Source organism: Cellulomonas sp. CW35 (assembly GCF_052378485.1).
Lineage (GTDB): Bacteria > Actinomycetota > Actinomycetes > Actinomycetales > Cellulomonadaceae > Cellulomonas > Cellulomonas uda.
In genome coordinates, this window is record NZ_CP199000.1 from 2,642,336 (window position 1) to 2,662,274 (window position 19,939).

Here is a 19,939-nt window from a genome sequence, read left to right on the forward strand (position 1 = left end):
AGCCCCGCGCACGCCTCGGTGCACGGGGAAGACAGGCACCTGCTCGGCCAGACATCGGCGCGAGTCGACGCGCTGCGGACGGCCGCCGAACCGCCGACCCGGTTGTCGAAGCGGTTCGACGGGGAACGTAGTCGGGATGCCGTCGGATTGCAACCATCCTCACCGATCCGGGTGGTGACCTCCCGCGTTGCCGGGTTCCGTGTCCGATACCTGGACGTCGACGTGGTTCGTCCGGGCGCCCACGCGCGCTCTGCCGCGATCACGGCACCGCTCGGTGCCGCCCGGACTTGTGATCCACGCCATCGAATCGGTTCAATGACCGGCGGCGACTGCCACCCTGTGCCGCCTGGAGGAGAGCGACGTGCCCGACGTGACCACCCCCGACCCGCGTGCGCCGTACCTCGACCCGTCGCGCTCGCCGCGCGAGCGGGCGGCCGACCTCGTCGGGCGCCTCACGCGCGACGAGAAGATCGCGATGCTGCACCAGCGTGGCCCCGCGGTCGAGCGGCTCGGCCTGCGCGCGTTCACGACCGGCGCCGAGGTCCTGCACGGCGTCTCCTGGCTCGGCACCGCGACGGTGTTCCCGCAGCCCGTGGGCCTCGCCGCGACGTGGGACCCGGACCTGCTGCGCCGCGTCGGCGACGCGGTCGGCGTCGAGCTGCGCGCCAAGCACGCCGCCGACCCGTCCGTCTCGCTCAACGTGTGGGCGCCCGTGGTCAACCCGCTGCGCCACCCCGCCTGGGGCCGCAACGAGGAGGGCTACTCCGAGGACCCGTACCTCACCGCCGAGCTCGCCACGGCGTACGCGCACGGCCTGCGCGGCGACCACCCGACCTACTGGCGCACCGTCCCCACGCTCAAGCACGCGTTCGGCTACAACAACGAGACCGACCGCGCCGTGACGAGCTCGCAGCTGCGCCCGCGCGTGCTGCGGGAGTACGAGCTGCCCGCGTTCACCGGTCCCCTGCGGGCACGGGCCGCGGGCGCGGTCATGGCCGCGTACAACCTCGTCGACGGCCGCCCCAACCACCTCGCGGGCGAGCTGCTGGACCTGCTGCGCGAGGCGACGCCCGACGAGCTGTTCGTGGTCTCCGACGCCGCCGCGCCCGGCTTCGTGGTCGACCTCCAGCGGTTCTACGACGACCACGTCGAGGCGCACGCGGCGATGCTGCGCGCCGGGATCGACTCGTTCACCGACAACGACGCCGACGCGGGCCCGACAACGCGGCGCGTCGGCGAGGCGCTCGAGCGGGGGCTCGTCGACGAGGCGGTCATCGACCGCGCGGTGGCGCGCCAGCTCGAGCTGCGGATCCGCACCGGCGAGCTCGACCCCGAGCTCGACCCGTTCGTCGTGCCCGCGGACGCGATCGACCTGCCCGAGCACCGGGCGCTCGCCCGCGAGGCCGCGGCGCGCGGCGTCGTCGTCCTCGAGAACGCCGGCGCGCTCCCCGTCGCACCGGGTGCCGTCGTCGCGGTCGTCGGACCGTTCGCCGAGCGCGTGCTGCACGACTGGTACTCGGGCACCCCGCCGTACACCGTCGGTCTCGCGACCGCGCTGCGTGAGCGGCTCGGCGACGCCCACGTGCGGGTCGCGGACGGAGCGGACCGGATCGTCCTGCGCTCCAGCAGCACCGGCCGGGCCGTGCGGGCCGCGGGCGCGGGCCACGTCCTGGTCGCGGACGGCGACGCCCGCGACGCGGCCGCGCAGCACGACGCGACGCTCTGGGAGAGCGGGCTGTGGACGCTGCACGTCGCCGCGACCGGCCTGCTGTGGACCGGCGCACGGTGGGTCGCGCACGCCGACGCCACCCGCGTCGGCGGATGGGTCGCGCAGGAGACGTTCCGCCGGCACGTGCACGACGACGGCACGTGGTCGCTGCAGCACGCCGGCTCGGGCCGGTGGCTGCGTGTGCAGCACGACGAGCAGGGCACGCTCGTCGCCGACGGCGAGACGCTCGCGCACGCCGAGCGGTTCGCCGTCGAGACCGTCCGCGCGGGTGCCTGCGCCGTCCGCGAGGCGTGCGACGGCGCGGACGTCGTGGTGGTCGCGCTCGGGAACGACCCTCACCTGGGCGGACGCGAGACGCAGGACCGCCCCGCGCTGACGCTCCCCACCGGCATGCTCGCCACCTGGCGGGTCGCGGCAGACGCGTCACCGGCGGCCCGGCACGTGCTGCTCGTCGTCTCGTCGTACCCGTACGTGCTGCCGGAGGACCTCGACGCCGACGCCGTCGTGTGGACGTCGCACGGCGGGCAGGAGCTCGGGCACGGCCTCACCGACGTCCTGGTGGGCGACTCGGAGCCCACCGGCAGGCTCGCCCAGGCGTGGCCCGCGCGGGTCGAGGACGTCGGCGACCTGCTCGACTACGACGTCATCGCCGCCCACCACACCACGTGGTACGCGACCGCGGCGCCGCGTTACGCGCTGGGCCACGGGCTCACCTACGGCGAGGTCGCCTACCGCGCCGTGACGCCGACCGCATGCACGTGGGCCGCCGCGGGCACGAGCGGTGGCGACGACGAGGTCGCCCTCACCGTCACGGTCCGCAACGACGGGACGCGCACCGCGCACGAGCTCGTCCAGGTGTACGCCGACGCACCGGCCCACCGGCTGCCGTACGGCCACCGCCTCGTCGCGCACGCACGCGTCGCGCTCGAGCCCGGCGCGACGCGCGACGTCGAGCTGCGGGTGCCCCTCGCGCGACTCGCGACCTGGGACGTCACGCGCGACCGCTTCGTCGTCGAGCCCGGGACCTACGTGCTCGGCGTGGGGGCGTCCGCCGCCCGCCTGCCGCTGCGTGCGTCGCTGACCGTCACCGGCGAGCCCGTCCCGCCGCGCGCGCTCGTCGGGCACGCGGTGCGCGCGGCCGACGCCGACGAGCTGCACGACGTCGAGCTCACGGACCGCACGCGCGAGCGCGGCACCGCGGTCCAGGTCGCACGCCGGCGTGCGCGCGGGTCGGTGGTCATGTCCACGTGCGACCTCGCCGGTGCACGCGCGGTGCGGGCGGTCGTCGCGCGCACCGGACCGGGGACCGCGCGGGTCGAGGTCGAGGTGCGCGTCGCCGTCGACGCGATCCCCGACCGCCTGGCTCACGCGGCGGGTGGCACGGCGGGTAGCGCGGCCGACGAGGCGACGGAAGAGCCGTGGCGCACGGTCGCGCGGCTGGAGGTCCCCGCCGGCGGCGGCCGCTGGGACTGGCACCCGGTCGAGGCCCTCCTCGACCCGGGTCCGGACGGCACGCCGCTCGGCGACGTCCGGCTCGTGCTCGTCGGCGCGGCCCGCCTCGCGACCGTCGAGCTCACGCCGTGACGGCGTTCCGCACGAGCCAGCGGTGGCCGTAGGGGTCGACGAGCCAGCCGCCGCGCGTGCCGTCCGGCAGGTCCGCGGGCGGCCGGTCCGGCGTCGCACCGGCCCGCAGCACGTCCGCCCACGCGCCCATACCGCGTCCCTTCGTCCACGGGTCGGCGTCGGTCGCCGGCCCTGTTCGAGGCGGTTCGAGGCGGTTCGAGGCGGTTCGAGGCGGTTCAATTCAACGCCGCGAGCGGAGCACCGGTCAACGGCGGGCGTCGCGGGCGTTGGTTGACGGATCGGACCTGCTGGGCGACCATGGGCCGTTGAAGCGCTTCGACGACGAAGCCCCGAGCTGGGAGAACCGCCCGTGCTGCGAAACCTGTCCGCCTGGCACCTCGTCATCCTGGTAGCCGTGCTCGTGCTGCTGTTCGGCGCGAACAAGCTGCCCGAGCTCGCGCGCGGCGTCGGGCAGTCGCTGCGGATCTTCAAGAGCGAGGTCAAGGACCTCACGGCCGACGAGCCCGCCGGCAGCCCCGCCGCGCCCGTCGGCCTCGCCCCCACAGCCCCCGGCGGCGTCGTGCCCGCACCCGCCACCCCGCCGGGTCCGCAGCAGCCCGCGGCCTGACGGGTCAGTCCACCGGCACACCCGCGCGCAGCACGAGCTGCGGCGTGAGGTCTCCGTCCACGACCAGGACGTCCGCCCGCAGGCCCGCCACCAGGCCGCCCACGTCCCGCAGCCCGAGCACCGTCGCCGGCGTGAGGGACGCCGCGCGCACCGCGTCGACCACCGGCACACCCGCGGCCACGGTCGCGCGCACGACGTCGAGCAGGTGCGCGACCCCGCCCGCGATCGCGCCCGCCTCACCGTCGCCGTCGACGACCCGCGCCACACCGTCGGCGACCCGCACCGCCATCGGCCCGAGCTGGTAGTCGCCGTCGGCCATCCCCGCGGCCGCCATCGCGTCGGTCACGAGCGCCACCGCGTCCGCACCGACCAGGTCGAACACCGCCACGACCGTCGCAGGATCCAGGTGCGTGCCGTCCGCGACGAGCTCGACGACGAGCTCACCGCGCCCCGCTGCCGCGAGGCACGCCAGGACCGGACCCGGGTCGCGGTGGTGCACCGGGCGCATCCCGTTGAACAGGTGGGTTGCGGTCGGCCGGCCCGAGCGCGCCGCCGGGTCCGCCGCGAGCAGGTCGAACGTGCGGTCGACGGCCGCCTCCACCTGCACCGCGCTCGCGTCCGTGTGGCCGATCGACGGGAGCGCGCCGCCGCGCACCAGGGCGGCCAGCACGTCGTCGCCCTGCCCCGCGTGCACACCGACGACCTCGGGCGCGACCGTCATCGTCACCAGGTGCCCGCGCGCCGCCTGGACCACCGCGTCGACCAGTGCCGGGTCGCCCGCGAGCATGTCACCGGGGTTCTGCGCGCCGCAGCGCGCGTGCGACAGGAACGGCCCCTCGAGGTGGATGCCCGCGACGACGCCGGCGTCGGCCGCGTCCGCGAGCAGAGCCGTGCGCGCGAGCAGGACGTCCGGCGGAGCCGTCACCAACGACGCGACGAGCGTCGTCGTCCCGTGGCGCAGATGCTCGTGCGCCGCGGTCGCGACCTGCTCCGCCGTCGTCGCGTCCGGGAAGCTCGCACCGCCACCCCCGTGGCAGTGCACGTCGACCAGACCGGGCAGCACGATGTCGTCGGATGCCTCGGGCAGGCGCTCGTTCCACGGCGCGGGCGCCTCGTCCGCGCGACCGATCCAGGTGATCGTCGCGCCCCGGGTGACCAGGAGCCCGTCCTCGAGCACGTGCGTCGGCGTGACGACCCGGCCACGCAGCAGGATCTCGGACTCCGGGAGGTCGCTCACGCGGTCATTGTCCCCCACGCCCCCGCGACCACGCGGCCCACACGCACGCCCCCGCCGCGGACGCCGCACCGACGGACGCGAGGACGACGCCCCACCAGGACGCCACACCCGCCTGCAGCACGACCAGACCGGCCAGGAGCGCGACGCCCGCGCCGAGCGCCCCGTACACCGCGGCGCGGTGCGCGGGTCCGGCGTCGACCAGCCGGTGCTCGACCAGCATCGCCCCCGTCCCCCCGACGACGAGCACGGGGACGGCCCCGAGCACCACCGCGTACGAGACCAGCCCGACCCCCAGCCCGCCCGCGCCGGTCACGAGTGCGAGCACCACGCCGAGGACCCAGCACAGCACGAGCGCGCGCCAGACGACGCCCGCCGCGCGACGGACGTCCAGGTCGGGAGCGGTGCCGGTCATGACGTCATCATTGCGGGGTCAGAAGAGCCGGGAGTCCACGTCGTCGACGCCACGCATCGCGTCGTAGTCGAGCGTCAGGCACGCGATGCCGCGGTCGGTCGCGAGCACGCGCGCCTGCGGCTTGATCTCCTGCGCCGCGAACACGCCCCGCACGGGCGCGAGCAGCGGGTCGCGGTTGAGCAGCTCGAGGTAACGCGTGAGCTGCTCGACCCCGTCGATGTCGCCGCGGCGCTTGATCTCGATCGCGACCGACCCGCCCGTGGGGTCCTTCGCGAGGATGTCCACCGGGCCGATCGCCGTGGGGTACTCGCGGCGCACCAGCACGTGCCCGTCGCCGAGCAGGCCGATCTGGGCGGCCAGGAGCTCCTGGAGGTGCGCCTCCACGCCGTCCTTGACGAGGCCCGGGTCCACCCCGAGCTCGTGCGCGCTGTCGTGCAGCACGTCGAACAGCTCGATCTCGAGCCGGTCGTCGGACTTCTGGTGCTGCACGGTCCAGACCTGCGTGACCCCCGCGGCGCGCGACTCGTCGTCCGGCTCGCCCACCGCCAGCGAGCACGGCGGGCTCATCCAGTTCAGCGGCTTGTAGGAGCCGCCGTCGGAGTGCAGCAGCACGCTGCCGTCCGCCTTGACGACGAGCAGACGCGTCGCGCGAGGCAGGTGGGCCGACAGCCGGCCCGTGTAGCGGGCCGCGCAGGACGCGACGACGAGACGCACGCGAGGATCCTCCCGGACGAGGGGGTCAGATGACCGAGCCGACGCGCGACGGCGTCGCCTCGATCCAGGAGGTGAGGCCCGCGTACGCGTCCGCGGAGAGCAGCAGCTCGAACTCGACCGGCCGCCCGGCGGACCGGGACCGGCACGTCACGACGAGGTCGCCGGGCGCACCGGGGACGTCGGCCTGGCGCTTGGCGACGACCGCGAGGGACTCGCGCTCCCACCGCCGCGCGGGCCGCGGGGCCAACGACCACGAGCGCCACCAGTACAGGGACGCCGCGCCGTACTGCGCCACGCCACCCGGCCAGCGGGTGCCGTGGCGCAGCGCGCAGCGGAAGGACCCCACGCGGCGGTCGAGCGTGTGCCGTCGCGAGAGCCACAGGGCAGCCGTCACGAGCGCGAGCAGCACCACCGTCACGACTGCGACGACGACGCCCCCGTGCACGCGGCCGGCCTCAGTGGGACGAGGACGTCGAGTCGCTCAGCGCGTCGACGACGATCGTGACCGTGTCCGAGTCGACGGACAGGAAGCCCCCGTCGACGTGCCACGAGAGCACACCCTCGCCCTCGGTGCGCACCCGCACCTCACCCGCGCGGAGCACCGAGAGGATCGGCGTGTGCCCCGCGAGGATGCCGATCTCCCCGTCGGCCGCGGGGGCCGAGACCTGGCGGGCCCGGCCCGACCAGACCTTGCCCACCGCGTCGACCAGGTCGACCTCGAGCGTGGCCGCCATCAGACCCCGTACTCCTTCTGGATGCGGGCCCAGTTCTTCTCGAGGTCCTCGAGGCCACCGATGTTGAAGAACGCCTGCTCGGCGATGTGGTCGAACTCGCCCGCGGCGATCTTCTTGAACGCCTCGACCGTCTCGGACACCGGAACGGTCGAGCCGACGACACCCGTGAACTTCTCGGCCATGTAGGTGTTCTGCGACAGGAACTGCTGGATGCGACGCGCCCGCGCGACGACGGTCTTGTCCTCCTCCGACAGCTCGTCGACACCGAGGATCGCGATGATGTCCTGGAGCTCCTTGTTGCGCTGCAGGATCGACTTGACCTGCGTCGCGACGTCGTAGTGCTCCTGGCCCACGTAACGCGGGTCGAGGATGCGGCTCGTCGACGACAGCGGGTCGACCGCGGGGTACAGACCGCGCGAGGCGATCTCACGGCTGAGCTCGGTGGTCGCGTCGAGGTGCGCGAACGTCGTGGCCGGGGCCGGGTCGGTGTAGTCGTCCGCCGGCACGTAGATGGCCTGCAGCGACGTGATCGAGTGACCGCGGGTCGAGGTGATGCGCTCCTGCAGGAGGCCCATCTCGTCGGCCAGGTTCGGCTGGTAGCCCACCGCGGACGGCATGCGGCCGAGCAGCGTCGACACCTCGGAACCGGCCTGCGTGAACCGGAAGATGTTGTCGATGAACAGCAGCACGTCCTGGTTCTGCACGTCGCGGAAGTACTCCGCCATCGTCAGTGCCGAGAGGGCCACGCGCAGACGCGTGCCCGGCGGCTCGTCCATCTGGCCGAAGACGAGGGCCGTCTTGTCGAAGACGCCCGCCTCCTCCATCTCGACGATGAGGTCGTTGCCCTCACGCGTGCGCTCACCGACGCCCGCGAACACCGACACACCACCGTGGTCCTGCGCGACGCGCTGGATCATCTCCTGGATGAGGACCGTCTTGCCGACGCCCGCACCACCGAACAGGCCGATCTTCCCGCCCTGCACGTACGGCGTGAGCAGGTCGATGACCTTGATGCCGGTCTCGAACATCTGCGTCTTCGACTCGAGCTGGTCGAAGGCCGGGGGCTTGCGGTGGATGGGCCAGCGCTCGGTGATCTCGAGCGTCTCGCCCTCGGCCAGGTTCAGCACGTCACCCGTGACGTTGAAGACCTTGCCCTTGGTCACGTCGCCGACGGGCACCGAGATCGGGGCACCGGTGTCGGTCACCTGGGCGCCACGGACGAGGCCGTCCGTCGGCTTGAGGGCGATGGCGCGCACGAGCGAGTCGCCGAGGTGCTGCGCGACCTCGAGCGTCATGCGCAGCGTGCCCTCACCCTCGCCCTCACCCTGGCCGGACAGGTCGATGTCGACCGTCAGGGCGTTGTAGATCTCGGGGATCTGGTCCGCCGGGAACTCGATGTCCACGACGGGGCCGATGACGCGGGCGACGCGACCGACGCCGGGCGTGCCGGCGGCGGCGGCCGTCTCGTCGACGGTGGTGGCGGTCATGTCTGGCCTGCTTTCTCGTCCCGGGGTGGTCGACCCCGGCGTGGTCTTCGGTCGGTCGTGGCTCAGGAGGCCGAGGCGAGCGCGTCGGCGCCCGACACGATCTCGCTGATCTCCTGCGTGATCTCGCCCTGACGGGCCTGGTTGGCCAGTCGGGTGTACGTGCGGATGAGGTCCTCCGCGTTGTCGGTCGCGGTGTGCATGGCCCGCTGACGCGCGGCGAGCTCGGACGCCGCGGCCTGCAGCAGGCTCGCGAAGATCCGGGCGCGGAAGTAGCGCGGCAGCAGCGCGTCGAGCACCGTCTCCGGGTCCGGCTCGAAGTCGTACAGCGGGAGCGGACCGCCGTCGCCGGCGGGCGCGACACCCTCCACGACCTCGAGCGGCAGGAGCCGGATGACCCGGGGCCGCTGCGTGACCATGTTGACGAACTGCGTGTACACGACGTGCACCTCGGCCACGCCGCCCTCGTCGGCCGGGGCGCCGAACCGCTCCAGGAGCGTGTCGGCGATCTCCCGTGCCGTCTCGAGCTGCGGGGCGTCGGACTGGCCGACCCACCGCCCCGCCAGCTCACGCTGGCGGAACGTGTAGTAGCTCACCGCGCGGCGACCCGAGACGTACAGGTCGACCTCGCGGCCCTCGTCGCGCAGCTGCTCGATGAGCCGCTCCGTCTCGCGGATGACGGTCGCCGAGTAGGCGCCCGCCATGCCGCGGTCCGACGCGACGAGCAGCACGGCCACGCGGTTGGTGTCGGTCCGCCTCGCGAGGAACGGGTGCGTCACGTCCGAGTGGGTGGCCACGGCCGAGACGGCACGCGTGATCGCCCGCGAGTACGGCGACGCCAGGGCCACCCGGTCGCGGGCCTTGCCGATGCGGGACGCAGCGATGAGCTCCTGCGCCCGGAACATCTTCTTGAGCGACTGGGTGGACTTGATGCGCTGCTTGTAGACGCGCTGCGAACCGGCCATGCTCAGGCCTTCTTCTGCCGGACGATCTGCTCCTGCTCGACCTCGACCTCGGCGTCCTCCTCGGCACCGCCGACGAGCGGCGTCCCGTCGAACTTGAGGAAGCCCCCGCGGAACTGCTCGACCGCGGACGCGAGCTGCTGCTCGGTCTCGTCGCCGAGCTTGCCCGTCGAGGCGATCGTCGTGAGCACGTCCGTGTTACGGCGCAGGTGGTCGAGCAGCTCGGACTCGAACCGCTTGACGTCCTCGATCGGCACGTCGTCCAGGTGGCCCTTGGTGCCGGCCCAGATCGACGCGACCTGGTCCTCGACCGGGTACGGCGTGTACTGCGGCTGCTTGAGCAGCTCGGTCAGGCGCGAGCCACGGGCCAGCTGGGCGCGCGACGTCGCGTCGAGGTCCGACGCGAACATCGCGAACGCCTCGAGCGAGCGGAACTGCGCGAGGTCCAGCTTGAGCGTGCCGGAGACCTGCTTCATCGCCTTGACCTGGGCCGCACCACCGACGCGCGACACCGAGATGCCGACGTCGACCGCGGGACGCTGGTCCGCGTTGAACAGGTCCGACTGGAGGAAGATCTGGCCGTCGGTGATCGAGATGACGTTCGTCGGGATGTACGCCGAGACGTCGTTCGCCTTGGTCTCGATGACCGGCAGACCCGTCATCGAGCCCGCGCCCAGCTCGTCCGAGAGCTTGGCGCAACGCTCGAGCAGCCGGGAGTGCAGGTAGAAGACGTCACCGGGGTACGCCTCGCGGCCCGGCGGGCGACGCAGGAGGAGCGACACGGCGCGGTACGCCTCGGCCTGCTTCGACAGGTCGTCGAACACGATGAGGACGTGCTTGCCGCCGTACATCCAGTGCTGGCCGATGGCCGAGCCGGTGTAGGGCGCGAGGTACTTGAAGCCCGCCGGGTCGGACGCGGGCGCCGCGACGATGGTCGTGTACTCGAGCGCACCGGCCTCTTCGAGCGCGCCGCGCACCGCGGCGATCGTCGAGCCCTTCTGGCCGATCGCGACGTAGATGCAGCGGACCTGCTGGGTCGGGTCGCCCGAGTCCCAGTTGGCCTTCTGGTTGATGATCGTGTCGATCGCGATCGCCGTCTTGCCGGTCTGGCGGTCGCCGATGATCAGCTGGCGCTGACCGCGGCCGATCGGGATCATCGAGTCGATCGCCTTGATGCCGGTCTGCAGCGGCTCGTGCACGGACTTGCGCGCCATCACGCCCGGCGCCTGCAGCTCGAGCGCACGGCGCGCCTCGACCTCGATCTCGCCCAGGCCGTCGATCGGCTGGCCGAGCGGGTCCACCACGCGGCCGAGGTAGCCGTCACCGACGGGGACCGAGAGGACCTCGCCCGTGCGGCGGACCTCCTGGCCCTCCTCGATGCCGGAGAACTCACCCAGCACGACGACGCCGATCTCGCGCACGTCGAGGTTGAGCGCGAGGCCGAGCGTGCCGTCCTCGAAGCGCAGCAGCTCGTTGGCCATCGCGCCGGGCAGGCCCTCGACCTGGGCGATGCCGTCGCCCGCCAGGGTCACACGGCCGACCTCTTCCGCGACGGCGCCCGTGGGCTCGTAGCTCTTCACGAAGCTGTCCAGCGCGGCGCGGATCTCCTCCGGCCGGATCGTCAGCTCAGCCATTGCTCTCTCCTGTCATGGGCCTGCCGGTGCAGGCTCAGCGTTCTGGGGTGCCGGGTCAGCCGGCGAGTCGTCGTCGGGCGTCGGCGAGGCGGGACAGCACGGTCGAGTCGACCACCTGCGGCCCGACCTGGATGCGCAGACCACCGAGCACGTGCGGGTCCACGATCACGTTGAGCTGCACGTCGCGGCCGTACGCCTGCCGCAGGATCTGCGCCAGGCGGTCACGCTGCGGGCCGGCGAGGTCGGTCGCGCTGGTGACCGTCGCGACCTCGCGGCTACGGCGCTCGGCGATGAGGTCCGCGATGCGCCCGAGCGTGGCCACGTAGCGCCGGCCACGCGGCGCGGACGCCGCGCGCCGCGCGATGATCCCGGTCACGGCACTGCCGCGGCCTGCCAGGATCCGGTCCACGAGGTCGGCGCGCGCCGCTCCCGGGATCGCGGGGTCGAACAGCGCCTGGCGGACCTGGCGCTGACCGGCGAGCGCACGCGTGAGCCGGAACAGCTCCTCCTCGACGTCCGCGAGGCCGTGCTCGTTCTCGGCGCGCGCGACCACGGCGATGAAGCCGAGCCGCTCGAGCGCGTCGGCGAGGTCGGCGTCCGCCGACCAGCGCTGGCGCACCGCGTCCTGCGCGACGGCCACGACCCGGGGGTCGGCAGGGGCCAGGAGCCGCCCGACGAGCGTGGCCTTGGCCTCGCCGTCGACCGACGGGTCGCCGAGCACGCGACGCAGCGAACCGGAGGAGTCGAGCGCGTCGACGAGCGCGAACAGCTGCTCGCCCAGGTCGGACGCCTGTGCCCCGGCGGCGGTGAGAACCGGCTCGAACCGCTCCTCGACCGCCGCCAGCGACGCGCGAGAGGTCCCGCGCATCAGGCCCCCTTGCCGCTCGTCGCCGCGGTCGCCTCGAGCTCGTCGAGGAACCGGTCGACGACGCGCGAGCGCCGTGCCTCGTCCTCGAGCGACTCGCCGACGATCTTCGACGCGAGCTCGGTCGCGAGCGACCCGACGTCCGTGCGCAGCTGCACGGCAGCCTGCTGCCGCTCGGCGTCGATCTGGCGCTGCGTGGTCTCGAGGATGCGAGCCGCCTCCTCCTGCGCGCGCCCGCGCTGCTCGGCGACGATCTGCGCGCCCTCGGCGCGCGCCTCCTCACGGACCCGGGCCGCCTCGGTCCGGGCGTCCGCGAGCTCACGCTCGTACTCCTCGCGCAGCGCCGCGGCCTCGGCCTGGACGGCCTCCGCCTTGGCAAGGCCGCCCTCGATGCGCCGGGCGCGGTCGTCGAGGACCGCCTGCAGCTTCGGCAGGGCGAACTTGTAGAACGGGATCGCGATGATGAGGAGGACGACCGTCGACCAGATGAGGTCGTACGCGGCGGGCAGCAGCAGCTGGACGCCCTCGCCCTCGGTCTCCTCCGCGGCCGTCACGACAGCCGCGGCGATCGCGGCGGCGCTCACGTGAAGAGGAACCCGGTGATGAGGCCGAGCAGGCCGAGCACCTCGACGAAGCCGATGCCGATGAACATCGTCGTGCGGAGCTGACCGGCCACCTCGGGCTGGCGGGCGATGCCCTCGAGGGTCTTGCCGATGAGGATGCCCAGACCGATACCCGGGCCGAGCACCGCGAGGCCGTAGCCGACGGTCGCGATGTTGCCGGAGACGGCGTCGGTGGCGGCGAGGATCATGCTGGTGTCTGCCACGGTCGTTCGTTCCTTCCGTAGGGTCCTCGGCCGGTCGACCGAGGGCTCGTTGTAGTCCGTAGGGTGGCCGCCCTGCGGTGGGTGAGGTCAGTGCTCCTCGGTGATCGAGGAGGAGATGTACACGGCGGTGAGCACGACGAAGATGTACGCCTGGAGTGCGGCGACGAACACCTCGAAGAGCGTGATCGCGATACCGCCCACGAGGCTCGGCACGGCGAAGGCAGACATGCCCGAGGCCTCACGGACGAAGAAGTCCGTCGCCGCGAAGCACAGGACGAGCATCAGGTGCCCGGCGACCATGTTGGCCATGAGCCGGATCGCGAGCGTCACGGGCCGGATGACGAACACCGTGAGGAACTCGACGGGCGTCAGCAGCACGTACAGGAAGGGCGGCACGCCCGGGGGGAACAGGCTCGACCGCAGGAAGCCGCCGACGCCCTGCGCGCGGACCCCGGCGCCGATGTACATCACGTACACCCACAGCGCGAGCATGACCGGCAGACCGATCAGGGACGTCCCGGCGATGTTCAGGCCCGGGATCACACCCGTGATGTTGAACGCGAGGATCGCGAAGAAGAGGGTCGTCAGGAAGGCGACGTACTTGCCGGCCTTCTCCTTGCCGATGATGTCCTCGGCGACGTTCTTGCGGACGAAGTCGAGGCCCATCTCCACGACGCTCTGCGTGCGGCCGGGCACCAGCCTGGCCCGCGAGGCGACCGTGCAGACCAGGACGACGAGCGCCACGGCCGCGATGACGCGCACGAGCTGGAGCCTGTTGAACTCGAGCAGCGTGCCCTCGAACAGGAAGGGCGGCGGGAAGAAGTCCGCGATCGACGGCGTGTGGAAGCCGTTGCCCCCCTCGTCGGACGCGAGTGGCAGGAGGGTCGCGAGGCTGGACAGGGTGCGCTCCTGGAGGTCGTTCGCGTCGGCCGGTGCCGCGGCTGTGCGGGCACGCCTTCGACTGCTGGCCATCGGGGTCGGGGGAAGCCTAACCCATCGAAGGTGGTGCCCGAGCCCCTGTCCGGGACCGTCGTCCTACGACTTCGGCGTCACCGCGTGCTCTCGTCCGCGTCGCGCGGCGCGGGCTCCACGTAGGGCAGCCGGGCGCGCGTGACCGCGCGGTAGTCGAGGTACGCCGAGCCCAGCACGCCGACCATGAGCGTCACCGCGAGGACCCCCGGGGAGTAGAAGTCCTGACCGCGCAGGATCGCGAGCACGACGACGACGACGGCGACCTTCGCGAGCCACGTGCCCATGACCACCAGGGCCATCGTCTGCGCGGTCGAACGCGTCGTGAGCAGCATCGCGACGATCGTCGTGCCCGAGAACACCAGGGCGAGCCCCACGCCGACGAGCGCGCCCCACACCCCCGCGGCGCCCGCGACGAGCCACCCGACGAGGGTGCCGATCACGAGCAGCGCGCCGAGCAGGACCAGCACCGTGCGCAGCGAGGTGCGGAAGACGTCCTCAGCTGTGCTGTCGTGCCTCGGGGCGGTCGACGGGTCGTGGTCCGGGCTCGTCGGGGAGGACATGCGGCTCCTTGGAGGTGCGGTGCGACCGGCCGCGCAGCGGCCCGATGGTCAGCAGGACGGCGACGACGACGGCGGCGAGGAAGATCCACAGCACGGTCGTCGTCGAGAACAAAACGAGCGCGCCCACGCCGTAGGCGAAGACGGCCGTCCACAGGTACATGATCGCCACCGCGCGACGGTGGCTGTGCCCGAGGGCGAGCAACCGGTGGTGCAGGTGCAGGCGGTCGGGGTGGAACGGGGACTTGCCCTGGATGGTGCGTCTGATGATCGCCAGCCCCATGTCGAGCAGGGGCAGCAGCAGGACCGCGATGGGCAGCAGTATCGGCAGGAACGCGGGGAACGACTGCCGGCGGGACACCTGCTCGGGGTCGATCTGGCCGGTCACGATGATCGCCGCGGCGGCGAGCACGAACCCGAGCAGCATCGAGCCGGAGTCCCCCATGAAGATGCGCGCGGGGTACAGGTTGTGCGGCAGGAACCCGACGCACGCCCCCACGAGCGCCGCGAGGACGAGCGCGGACAGGCTCGCGTAGTCGCCCGACGTCGCGCGCGTGAGCAGGTAGCAGTACAGGAAGAACGCGCCGCCGCCGATGGCCAGCACGCCCGCGGCGAGGCCGTCGAGCCCGTCGACGAAGTTCACGGCGTTCATCGCGACCACGACGATCACGATGGTGAGGAACGTCCACATGCGCCCCGAGCTCACGGTGACCCCGCCGATCGGCAGCTGGTAGAGCTGCACGCCCTGCCAGGCGAGGAAGCCCGCGGCGAGCACCTGACCCATGAGCTTGGTGAGCCAGTCGAGGTCCCAGATGTCGTCTGCGACCCCGAGCGCCACGACGAGCCCCGCTCCCCCGACGATCCCGACGAGCGCGCGCGGGTTGTCGTACACCCCTTCGAGGAACGGCAGGCGGCTGGCCACGACGATCGTCACGACGACGCCGAGGAACATCGCCAGCCCGCCGAGCCGTGGCGTCGGCACCGCGTGCACGTCGCGGTCGCGCACCGCGGTGATCGCACCCCAGCGCAGCGCGCACCAGCGGGCGAGCGGCGTCATGAGGTACGCGACCGCGGCGGCCACCAGGCCGACGAGCAGGTAGACCCTCACCCGGCGGCACCGTCCCCCGTGGCGGGCCGGTCGGCGCCCTCCGGGCCGCCAGGAGCCTCGTCGGGACCGCCCTCGTCGGGCACGCCCTCGTCGGGCACGAGCTCGTCTGGCACGACCTCGTCGGGGAGGAGCCCGTCCGTGCCGCGCACGGGCGCGACCTCGTTGAGCGCAGCGAGCGAGATCGCCCCCTGCCGCACGACGCGCAGCCGGGGGGTCGTCGCGTCGACGATCGTCGACGCCACCTGCCCCGGCGACGTGCCCGCGTCGAGATACACGCGCACCCGGTCGCCGAGCATGCGGTACGCGTCGGCGGCGCTCAGCGCGGCGTCCTGGCCGGTGCGGTTGGCGCTGGACACGGCCAGCGGGCCGGTGCGGCGCAGCAGCGCACGCGCGGCCGGGTGGTCGGGCACGCGCAGCGCGACGGTGCCGTGCGTCTCGCCCAGGTCCCACGCGAGCGACGGCTGCGCACGCACGATGATCGTCAGCCCGCCGGGCCAGAACGCCTCCGCGAGGAGCCGCGCGTGCGCGGGGACGTCGGTCGCGAGCCCGTCGAGCGTGCGCACGTCGCCGATGAGGACGGGCGGCGGCATCTGCCGGCCGCGCCCCTTGGCGTCGAGCAGCGCCTGCACCGCGGGCGGCGAGAACGCGTCCGCGCCGATGCCGTAGACGGTGTCGGTCGGCAGGACGACGAGCCCGCCGTTCGCGACGACGTCCACCGCCTCGTCGATCGCCGGTCCCCACGTCGCGGGGTCGTGAGCAGACAGGGTGCGCGCGGTCACGGGTGCGATCCTTCCACGTGCGACGGTGCCTTCCGACGTGCGACGAGCATCCGGGGCCGTCCGGTGAGGTCCGGCAGCGTGCCGACGTCGACGAACGCGCCGGTCCGGTCCGCCGCGGCGCGCGCCTGCGCGTCCTGCACCTCGGCGTGCTCCATGACGAGCAGGCCGCCCGGGACCAGGAGCCGCGCGGCGGCGGCGAGCACGGCGCGCGGCACGTCGAGGCCGTCGGCACCACCGCCGTAGAGCGCCAGGTCCGGGTCGTGGTCGCGGACCTCGGGCTCGCGCGGGACCGCGTCGGGCGGGACGTAGGGCGGGTTGGAGACGAGCACGTCGACCTTCCCGACGAGGTCCGCCAGCAGGTCGGGGTCGCGCACGTCGCCCTGCTCGACGCGCAGCGTGCGCGGACCCACCGCGCCGCTGTTGGCGCGCGTGAGCCCGACGGCCTGAGGCGACAGGTCGACCGCGACCACCTGCGCGCCGGGCACCTCGGTGTCGACCGACAGCGCGATCGCGCCGGTCCCGCAGCACAGGTCGACCACGACGGGCGTCGCACCCGCGGCGACGAGGCGCGCGGCCTCGTCGATCGCGACCTGCGCGACGACCTCGGTCTCGGGCCGGGGCACGAACACGCCCGGCTCGACACGCAGCGTGAGGTACCGGAACACGGTGTGCCCGACGATGTGCTGCAGCGGCTCGCGCCGCCGTCGCCGCTCGACGAGCTCCGCGAGCTCCTCGACGAACCCGGCGGGCGCCGGGTCGGGTGCGAGCGCGAGCTCGAGACGCGGCAGCCCGAGCGCGTACGCCGCGAGCGCGACCGCGTCGACGCGCGGCGACGGCACGCCGGCCTCGTCGAGCACGCGCACGGCGGCCTCCACGAGCGTGCGCACGCCGGGCGCGCGGTCTGCGCCCGCGGAGCCGGGGGCCGGGGTGCTCACGCGCCCGCCTCGGCGAGCCGCGCGGCCTCGTCGGCCTCGATCGCGGACGCGATGACGGGCCCGAGGTCGCCCGCGAGGACCGCGTCGAGGTTGTACGCCTTGTAGCCCGTGCGGTGGTCCGCGATCCGGTTCTCCGGGAAGTTGTACGTGCGGATGCGCTCGGAGCGGTCGACCGTGCGCACCTGGCTGCGCCGCGCCTCGCTCGCCGCGGCCGCGGCCTCCTCCTGGCGTGCCGCGAGCAGCCGCGCGCGCAGCACGCGCATCGCCTGCTCGCGGTTCTGCAGCTGGGACTTCTCGTTCTGCATCGACACGACGATGCCCGTGGGCACGTGCGTGATGCGCACGGCCGAGTCGGTCGTGTTGACCGACTGCCCGCCGGGGCCGGACGAGCGGTAGACGTCGATCCGCAGGTCGTTCGGGTCGATCTCGACCTCGCCCTCGTCGTCCGCCTCCGGGAAGACGAGCACGCCCGCGGCCGACGTGTGGATGCGCCCGGCCGACTCCGTGACGGGCACGCGCTGCACGCGGTGCACGCCGCCCTCGTACTTCAGGTGCGCCCACACGCCGTCCTCGGGCGCGACGCTCCCGCGCGACTTGACCGCGACCTGGACGTCCTTGAAGCCGCCGAGGTCCGAGGGCGTGGACTCGAGGACCTGCGTCGCCCAGCCCTGCTGCTCGGCGTACCGCAGGTACATGCGCAGCAGGTCGCCCGCGAACAGCGCCGACTCCTCGCCGCCCTCGCCGGCCTTGATCTCGAGGATCACGTCGCGCGCGTCGTCGGGGTCCCGGGGGATCAGGACCTCGCGCAGGCGCGCGGCGGCCTCGTCGGCGGCGGCCCGCAGCGCGGGGAGCTCGGCGGCGAACGTCGCGTCCTCGTCCGCGAGCTCGGCGGCGGCCGCCGCGTCGTCGGATGCCGACCGCCACGCCCGGTAGGCCTGCGCGACCCGGCCGAGCTCGGCGTACCGGCGGCCGAGGGTTCGGGCGCGGCCCGCGTCGGCGTGCACCGCCGGGTCCGAGAGCTGTGCCTCGATCTGCGCGTGCTCGGCGAGCAGCGCCTGCGCGGCGGCGAACTGCTCGCTCACGGGACTCCCTCGGGGTGCGGGTGCGACGGGGCACGCGACGCACCCCGGGGACGACGCAGCGCCGGTGCCCTCGCGGACACTGCCATGGAGGGCAGTCGTCCGCGCCGGGCACCGGCGCTGCGGAGGTGCTAGTTGGCCTTCTTGCCGTAGCGGGCCTCGAAGCGGGCCACGCGGCCGCCGGTGTCGAGGATCTTCTGCTTGCCCGTGTAGAACGGGTGGCAGGCGCTGCAGACGTCGGCGTGGATCTTGCCGCTCGTCACGGTGCTGCGGGTGACGAACGTGCTGCCGCAGGTGCACGTGACCTCGGTGACCACGTACTCCGGGTGGATGTCAGACTTCACGGGGATCTCCTTGGTGGGGTGTCTCCGGGTCCCGACGCGGATGTGCGCGGGTGAACCGCAGACCAGCGAACCATTGTGCCAGAACCCCCGCGCGCCCCGAAATCTTCCCCGGGCGTCGAGGCGTCCTGCCCACGTCCACGACCACGTCCACGCCCGGGTCCACGCCCGGGTCCACGCCGCCGCCGGCGTGGCGGTCCCTAGGATGCGTGGGTGCCGTCTGCTGCTGGTCCCCGTGACGACGACCGTCGCCTCGTCGTCGGCCTCGTGATCGACGACGACCTCGACCGCCCCGACGGCGTGCAGCAGTACGTGCTCACCCTCGGCGCCGAGCTGACGCGCCGCGGCCACGACGTGCACTACGTCGCGTCCACGACGCGCCGCACGGACCTGCCGCTGCACGTCGTCGGGCGCAACGTGGGCGTCACGTTCAACGGCAACCGGCTCAACACGCCGCTGCCGGCGTCCCGCGCGCGGGTGCGCGACCTGCTGGCGCGCGTGCCGTTCGACGTGCTGCACGTGCAGATGCCGTACTCCCCCGTGCTCGCGGGCCGCGTCGTGTCGGCCGCGGCACCCGGCACCGCGGTCGTCGGGACGTTCCACATCTACCCGCACTCGTGGTGGGTGAGCGCGGGCACGCGCGCGCTCGGCCTGCTCGAGCAGCGGCGCCTGCGCCGGTTCCGGCACGTCTTCGCGACGTCGCAGGCGGCGGCGCAGTTCGCGCAGCGCACGTTCCGCGTGCCGACGCACGTGCTGGGCAACCCCGTCGACGTCACGCGGTTCCCCCCGGCCACCGGTCCCGTGCCCGCGGACCGCCCGGTCCGCATCGTGTTCCTCGGGCGGCTGGTGCCGCGCAAGGGTCCGCGCGAGCTGCTGGACGCGGTGGTCGCGATGGCACGCGCCGGCACCCGCAACCCGTGGACCCTGACGATCGCCGGGCGCGGGCCCCTGCACGACGAGCTCGCGGCGACGGTCGCGCGCGAAGGGCTGACCGGCGTCGACCTGCCCGGGTTCGTCGCCGAGGAGGACAAGGCCGCCCTGCTCGCCGACGCGGACGTCGTCGCGCTGCCGTCGACGGGTGGCGAGAGCTTCGGCATCTCCGTCGTCGAGGCGCTCGCCGCCGCGCGTGGCGTGGTCCTCGCGGGCGACAACCCTGGCTACCGCACGACGATGGCCGGCCTCGAGCGCCAGCTGCTCGACCCGGCCGACACCGCGACGTTCGCGCGCGTGCTCGGCCGGTGGGTCGACGACCCGCAGGGGCGCTCCGCGATCGCCCGGCGCCAGCGCGCCGCCGCGGCACGGTTCGACACGCCCCGCATCGCCGACGAGGTCGAGCGGGCCTACCGCTCGGCGCTCGCCGCCGTGCGTGCCGAGCACTGA

The 19,939-nt window shown here is 73.6% G+C and carries 22 protein-coding genes; 3 read left to right on the forward strand and 19 right to left on the reverse strand.

Features of this window, described 5'->3' with window-relative positions:
• Nucleotides 1–361: 361 nt before the first annotated feature.
• Nucleotides 362–3,313 carry a glycoside hydrolase family 3 N-terminal domain-containing protein gene (locus ACT17Q_RS12035; RefSeq protein WP_444662673.1) on the forward strand — a complete coding sequence of 984 codons (2,952 nt, stop codon included), beginning with the start codon at nt 362–364 and terminating at the stop codon, nt 3,311–3,313.
• Here ACT17Q_RS12035 and ACT17Q_RS12040 read toward each other — a convergent pair.
• On the reverse strand, nt 3,303–3,443 hold the full coding sequence (locus tag ACT17Q_RS12040) for a hypothetical protein (RefSeq protein ID WP_444662675.1): 141 nt from the start codon (nt 3,441–3,443) through the stop codon (nt 3,303–3,305). The two genes, ACT17Q_RS12035 and ACT17Q_RS12040, sit on opposite strands and share 11 nt — an antisense overlap.
• A gap of 219 nt (nt 3,444–3,662) precedes the next feature.
• Between ACT17Q_RS12040 and tatA the strand changes: the two genes are divergently transcribed.
• Nucleotides 3,663–3,920 carry a Sec-independent protein translocase subunit TatA gene (gene tatA / locus ACT17Q_RS12045; protein WP_094179442.1) on the forward strand — a complete coding sequence of 86 codons (258 nt, stop codon included), beginning with the start codon at nt 3,663–3,665 and terminating at the stop codon, nt 3,918–3,920.
• A gap of 4 nt (nt 3,921–3,924) precedes the next feature.
• Here tatA and ACT17Q_RS12050 read toward each other — a convergent pair whose 3' ends face one another.
• The 18 genes from ACT17Q_RS12050 to rpmE all read right to left on the reverse strand — a co-directional run bounded on the left by ACT17Q_RS12050 (nt 3,925) and on the right by rpmE (nt 18,562).
• On the reverse strand, nt 3,925–5,157 hold the full coding sequence (locus tag ACT17Q_RS12050) for an N-acetylglucosamine-6-phosphate deacetylase (protein WP_094179441.1): 1,233 nt from the start codon (nt 5,155–5,157) through the stop codon (nt 3,925–3,927).
• A gap of 4 nt (nt 5,158–5,161) precedes the next feature.
• Nucleotides 5,162–5,569, reverse strand: coding sequence for a hypothetical protein (locus ACT17Q_RS12055; protein ID WP_094179440.1), 408 nt, complete (start codon nt 5,567–5,569; stop codon nt 5,162–5,164).
• An 18-nt stretch (nt 5,570–5,587) separates the two neighbouring features.
• Entirely contained in the window at nt 5,588–6,283 is a 696-nt protein-coding gene (gene nucS, locus ACT17Q_RS12060) for an endonuclease NucS (protein ID WP_094179439.1), read from the reverse strand.
• A 25-nt stretch (nt 6,284–6,308) separates the two neighbouring features.
• Entirely contained in the window at nt 6,309–6,728 is a 420-nt protein-coding gene (locus tag ACT17Q_RS12065; RefSeq protein ID WP_094179438.1) for a DUF2550 family protein, read from the reverse strand.
• 10 nt (nt 6,729–6,738) lie between these two features.
• A complete protein-coding gene (locus ACT17Q_RS12070; protein WP_094179437.1) occupies nt 6,739–7,017 on the reverse strand; it encodes a F0F1 ATP synthase subunit epsilon in 279 nt (92 codons plus the stop codon).
• Nucleotides 7,017–8,504 carry a F0F1 ATP synthase subunit beta gene (gene atpD, locus ACT17Q_RS12075; protein WP_141320980.1) on the reverse strand — a complete coding sequence of 496 codons (1,488 nt, stop codon included), beginning with the start codon at nt 8,502–8,504 and terminating at the stop codon, nt 7,017–7,019. Before atpD ends, ACT17Q_RS12070 begins: the two co-directional genes overlap by 1 nt.
• 62 nt (nt 8,505–8,566) lie before the next feature.
• Nucleotides 8,567–9,466 carry a F0F1 ATP synthase subunit gamma gene (locus tag ACT17Q_RS12080; RefSeq protein WP_094179435.1) on the reverse strand — a complete coding sequence of 300 codons (900 nt, stop codon included), beginning with the start codon at nt 9,464–9,466 and terminating at the stop codon, nt 8,567–8,569.
• Between the two features lie 2 nt (nt 9,467–9,468).
• Nucleotides 9,469–11,097, reverse strand: coding sequence for a F0F1 ATP synthase subunit alpha (gene atpA / locus ACT17Q_RS12085; protein WP_444662679.1), 1,629 nt, complete (start codon nt 11,095–11,097; stop codon nt 9,469–9,471).
• Nucleotides 11,098–11,152: 55 nt separating this feature from the next.
• Nucleotides 11,153–11,965, reverse strand: coding sequence for a F0F1 ATP synthase subunit delta (locus tag ACT17Q_RS12090; RefSeq protein WP_094179433.1), 813 nt, complete (start codon nt 11,963–11,965; stop codon nt 11,153–11,155).
• Nucleotides 11,965–12,546 (reverse strand): F0F1 ATP synthase subunit B, encoded by a 582-nt coding sequence (locus ACT17Q_RS12095; RefSeq protein ID WP_094179432.1) that lies wholly within the window; start codon nt 12,544–12,546, stop codon nt 11,965–11,967. Before ACT17Q_RS12095 ends, ACT17Q_RS12090 begins: the two co-directional genes overlap by 1 nt.
• Entirely contained in the window at nt 12,543–12,773 is a 231-nt protein-coding gene (gene atpE, locus ACT17Q_RS12100; RefSeq protein ID WP_094179431.1) for an ATP synthase F0 subunit C, read from the reverse strand. The genes ACT17Q_RS12095 and atpE overlap by 4 nt, the downstream gene beginning before the upstream one ends.
• A gap of 102 nt (nt 12,774–12,875) precedes the next feature.
• Nucleotides 12,876–13,760 (reverse strand): F0F1 ATP synthase subunit A, encoded by an 885-nt coding sequence (atpB, locus tag ACT17Q_RS12105; RefSeq protein ID WP_094179430.1) that lies wholly within the window; start codon nt 13,758–13,760, stop codon nt 12,876–12,878.
• A 77-nt stretch (nt 13,761–13,837) separates the two neighbouring features.
• On the reverse strand, nt 13,838–14,320 hold the full coding sequence (locus tag ACT17Q_RS12110) for a hypothetical protein (protein WP_094179429.1): 483 nt from the start codon (nt 14,318–14,320) through the stop codon (nt 13,838–13,840).
• Complete coding sequence (locus ACT17Q_RS12115; protein WP_094179428.1) at nt 14,256–15,425, reverse strand: MraY family glycosyltransferase; 1,170 nt, start codon at nt 15,423–15,425, stop codon at nt 14,256–14,258. Before ACT17Q_RS12115 ends, ACT17Q_RS12110 begins: the two co-directional genes overlap by 65 nt.
• On the reverse strand, nt 15,422–16,204 hold the full coding sequence (locus tag ACT17Q_RS12120) for an L-threonylcarbamoyladenylate synthase (RefSeq protein ID WP_444662683.1): 783 nt from the start codon (nt 16,202–16,204) through the stop codon (nt 15,422–15,424). Before ACT17Q_RS12120 ends, ACT17Q_RS12115 begins: the two co-directional genes overlap by 4 nt.
• Nucleotides 16,201–17,139: a peptide chain release factor N(5)-glutamine methyltransferase gene (gene prmC / locus ACT17Q_RS12125; RefSeq protein ID WP_268533612.1), complete on the reverse strand. Its 939-nt coding sequence runs from the start codon at nt 17,137–17,139 to the stop codon at nt 16,201–16,203. The genes ACT17Q_RS12120 and prmC overlap by 4 nt, the downstream gene beginning before the upstream one ends.
• Nucleotides 17,136–18,221, reverse strand: coding sequence for a peptide chain release factor 1 (gene prfA / locus ACT17Q_RS12130; protein WP_444662686.1), 1,086 nt, complete (start codon nt 18,219–18,221; stop codon nt 17,136–17,138). The genes prmC and prfA overlap by 4 nt, the downstream gene beginning before the upstream one ends.
• Before the next feature lie 128 nt (nt 18,222–18,349).
• Entirely contained in the window at nt 18,350–18,562 is a 213-nt protein-coding gene (rpmE, locus tag ACT17Q_RS12135; RefSeq protein ID WP_048342972.1) for a 50S ribosomal protein L31, read from the reverse strand.
• Between the two features lie 210 nt (nt 18,563–18,772).
• Between rpmE and ACT17Q_RS12140 the strand changes: the two genes are divergently transcribed.
• On the forward strand, nt 18,773–19,939 hold the full coding sequence (locus ACT17Q_RS12140; RefSeq protein WP_444662688.1) for a glycosyltransferase family 4 protein: 1,167 nt from the start codon (nt 18,773–18,775) through the stop codon (nt 19,937–19,939).

Coding starts and splice junctions, on each gene's coding strand:
- ACT17Q_RS12040 (WP_444662675.1), bottom strand. CDS start 3,443: ATGGGCGCGTGGGCGGACGTGCTGCGGGCCGGTGCGACGCCGGACCGG.
- ACT17Q_RS12055 (WP_094179440.1), bottom strand. CDS start 5,569: ATGACCGGCACCGCTCCCGACCTGGACGTCCGTCGCGCGGCGGGCGTC.
- ACT17Q_RS12070 (WP_094179437.1), bottom strand. CDS start 7,017: ATGGCGGCCACGCTCGAGGTCGACCTGGTCGACGCGGTGGGCAAGGTC.
- atpD (WP_141320980.1), bottom strand. CDS start 8,504: ATGACCGCCACCACCGTCGACGAGACGGCCGCCGCCGCCGGCACGCCC.
- ACT17Q_RS12080 (WP_094179435.1), bottom strand. CDS start 9,466: ATGGCCGGTTCGCAGCGCGTCTACAAGCAGCGCATCAAGTCCACCCAG.
- atpA (WP_444662679.1), bottom strand. CDS start 11,097: ATGGCTGAGCTGACGATCCGGCCGGAGGAGATCCGCGCCGCGCTGGAC.
- ACT17Q_RS12090 (WP_094179433.1), bottom strand. CDS start 11,965: ATGCGCGGGACCTCTCGCGCGTCGCTGGCGGCGGTCGAGGAGCGGTTC.
- atpE (WP_094179431.1), bottom strand. CDS start 12,773: ATGATCCTCGCCGCCACCGACGCCGTCTCCGGCAACATCGCGACCGTC.
- atpB (WP_094179430.1), bottom strand. CDS start 13,760: ATGGCCAGCAGTCGAAGGCGTGCCCGCACAGCCGCGGCACCGGCCGAC.
- ACT17Q_RS12110 (WP_094179429.1), bottom strand. CDS start 14,320: ATGTCCTCCCCGACGAGCCCGGACCACGACCCGTCGACCGCCCCGAGG.